General features: G+C 76.6%; 1 protein-coding gene and 1 pseudogene. Both read right to left on the bottom strand.

Annotated elements, in window-relative coordinates; all coding sequences use genetic code 11:
- Positions 1-207, bottom strand: a pseudogene (locus J0670_RS37525) (hypothetical protein); the annotation flags it as partial.
- On the bottom strand, positions 204-1,604 hold the full coding sequence (locus J0670_RS37520; protein WP_307806872.1) for a diaminobutyrate--2-oxoglutarate transaminase: 1,401 nt from the start codon (positions 1,602-1,604) through the stop codon (positions 204-206). The pseudogene J0670_RS37525 and the gene J0670_RS37520, both read right to left, overlap by 4 nt.
- Between the last annotated feature and the right edge of the window lie 72 nt (positions 1,605-1,676).

The raw sequence follows: 1,676 nt of genomic DNA, 5'->3' as shown, positions 1-1,676 counted from the left end.
CAGCCCGTCCTCGACCAGCGCGGTGATCTCGGCCGGACTGCCCGCGGGCAGCGGCCCGGAGCGCAGGGCGATGCCGGCGTCGAGCGCATCGAGGACGGTGGCCAGCAGCGGCCCGAGCGCCCCGGGCCCGCCCGCACCGCCCGCGAGGGCCTCCAACGCGGCACCCTCGCCCGGCAGTTCGGGCACCGCACCGAACCCGCCGGTCACTCGACACCCCGAGGAGCACTGGCGCCCCTGGGAACATCGGCACCCCCGGAGACGTCGACACCTCGGGGTGCGCCGGCGCCCCGGGAGGCCCCGGCAGCCGCCGCGATCGCCTCCGCCAGCCGGTCGAGCACCGCCGCCACCTGCTCGTCGGTGATGGTGAGCGGCGGCAGCAGCCGCAGCACCGCGTCGTGCCGCCCGCCGAGTTCCACGATCAGCCCCCGGGCCAGGCAGGCCTCCCGCACCCGGACGGCGAGCGCCGGATCGGCCGGGCGGGCCCCGCAGGCGTCGGCGTCGGCCGCCGGATCGACCAGTTCGACGCCGAGCATCAGCCCGCGCCCGCGCACGTCCCCGATCACCGGCAGTTCACCCGCGAGCTCCCGCAGCCGGGCGGCCATCCGCTCACCGACCGCGGCCGCCCGCTCGGCGAGCCCGTGCTCGGCGACGTACCGCAGGGTGGCGGCTCCGGCGGCCATGGCGAGGGTGTTGCCGCGGAAGGTGCCGGTGTGGGCGCCGGGCCGCCAGCCGTCGTAGTCCTCGCGGTAGACGACGACGGCGAGCGGCAGGCTGCCGCCGATGGCCTTGGAGAGCACCATGGCGTCCGGGACGATGCCGCTGTGCTCGACCGCCCACATCGCGCCGGTGCGCCCGACGCCGGTCTGCACCTCGTCGACGATCAGCGGGATGCCGCGCTCGGCGGTGATCCGGCGCATCTCGCGCAGCCAGCCGTCCGGAGCGGGCACGACTCCGCCCTCGCCCTGTACGGCCTCCAGGATCATCGCCGCGGGCGGAACCACCCCGCCGGAGGGGTCGTCCAGCAGCCGCTCCACGTACGTCGCCGCGAGTTCGGCGCCGGCCGCCCCACCGACCCCGAACGGGCAGCGGTAGCTGTACGGGTAGGGCAGCCGGACCACCTCGCCGCCGCCGGGCAACGGTTCCTTGACGGCGACGTTGCCGGTGAGCGCGAGGGCGCCGGCGGTCATGCCGTGGTAGGCGCCGGTGAAGGCGAGCGCGCCGGAGCGGCCGGTGGCGGTCTGCATCAGCTTGAGTGCGGCCTCGACGGCGTCCGTTCCGGCCGGTCCGCAGAAGTGGACCCGGGCGCGGGCGGCGAACTCGGTGGGCAGGCTCTCGAACAGCGCGCTGGTGAAGTCGTCCTTCTCGGCCGTGGCGAGGTCGAGAAGGTGCAGCGGGGCGCCGCTGTCGAGGGTGCGGCGGATCGCTTCCAGCACCACGGGGTGGTTGTGGCCGAGGGCGAGCGTGCCGGCGCCGGAGAGGCAGTCGAGGTAGCGCCGACCGTCGGCGCCTTCGACGGTCATGCCGTTGGCCCGCACCGGGACGATCGGGAAGGAACGGGCGTACGTCCGGGCGGCGGACTCCCGGACGCGCTGGCGGCGCAGGATGGACTCGCCGGAGGGCGAGCCTCCGGGGGTGGTGGGTGCCCCGGGGGTGGTGGCCCCGGAGGCGGCCTGGGC

It is taken from the genome of Streptomyces sp. FH025 (assembly GCF_017427025.1).
Classification (GTDB): Bacteria; Actinomycetota; Actinomycetes; order Streptomycetales; family Streptomycetaceae; genus Kitasatospora.
Note: the sequence above shows the minus strand (reverse complement) of the source record. Positions and strands in the feature narration are given on the sequence as shown.